Below are 1,122 nucleotides of genomic sequence, written 5' to 3'. Positions count from 1 at the left end.
GTGCCGTCGGTCTCATCAGGATCGGTGCCGGTACCATCGGTTTCATCATCTTCACTGCCGGTATCACCGTCAGAGTTGCCGGTGTCTTCACCCTCGCCATCTGGGTCTTCAGGCTCGGGTTCTGGGAAGTCGTAAGGGCCTAATTCGGTTTGATCACCGGTAGCAACAGCAGTGAACGTGCAAAGGTATTTGCCTTCATTAAAACAACTGCCTGGACTGCTGCAGGTGACTGGATTGTCAGTAACACTTGAGGTTGTGATCTTGTAGCCACAGGAGTCATGACCGAATTCGGTGTTACTGCCGTTCAGGTCGCTACACGCTGACTTTGAAGCGGCATAGCCCTGAAACATTTGAAGAGAACCCGATTCCGGGCAGTCGTTTTCAACCAGGCTAACAGTGAAGTCACCATACAAGGTGTCGTAATACTGGTAGTGGGTGTAATAGATATAGTGTGAGTATTCACAGGTTGCCGCCGTGCCGGCATCATTCAGCTCACAGCCTTCACCGCTACGGCTCTTATACATGCGTGCACCGGCAGTATAAGGCTCTAAATCCTTTACATAGTCAGACAGCACCTCCTCCGGTGAGCTGCCGGAGTATTTGCTATATTGCCATAACGCGGCAAAGGCACTAGACGGAACAAACCCGACCATGAACGCCAACAGCGGAGCCAACAGCCAGCTGCCCCAATGCCTGGAGAAATTGGGTTTCAAATAGCGAAGGAAAGGGACCATAGAGAACACCATAGAAAAAGGGGCCGAAGGGCCCCCTTTAGTTCAGGCTATCCGGCCGGTGTACCAACCAAACATGAATGAGCCCCACCAGAGCATGGCCAGGCTCAGGGTTAAGGCCATTAACGCTTGAGCAAGCCGTAGATGATGCCGAAGCCAGTGATCAGCAGGACAACGCCCAGAAGACCGGCAATCACCAGCTCGGTACTGACGCCGGTCGCGTCATACGCCGCCGTGATCTGGCTGTTCTGATCCGCTGTCAGGGCAAAGGCCGGCGCGGACAGGATGGCCGCGGATGCGGCGGTTGCTGCACCGGTTGCCTTGGCCGCGAAACGACGCAGGCGGGAGGGTTTAGCCTGGACGAATTGGCCAGCGGTGTTTTGTTGCATTT

General features: G+C 54.6%; 2 protein-coding genes. Both read right to left on the bottom strand.

The window, feature by feature from the left end; all coding sequences use genetic code 11:
• A partial coding sequence (locus tag BW956_RS22005; RefSeq protein ID WP_217695164.1) for a hypothetical protein occupies positions 1 to 734 on the bottom strand: 734 nt, incomplete at its 3' end.
• A gap of 119 nt (positions 735 to 853) precedes the next feature.
• Positions 854 to 1,122 (bottom strand): hypothetical protein (locus BW956_RS22525; protein WP_175612071.1); only part of this gene is annotated, 269 nt, incomplete at its 5' end.

It is taken from the genome of Marinobacterium stanieri, assembly GCF_900155945.1.
GTDB classification, from domain to species: Bacteria; Pseudomonadota; Gammaproteobacteria; order Pseudomonadales; family Balneatricaceae; genus Marinobacterium; species Marinobacterium stanieri.
The sequence above is the reverse complement of the archived record's forward strand: the minus strand, read 5'-3'. Positions and strand labels throughout refer to the sequence as shown.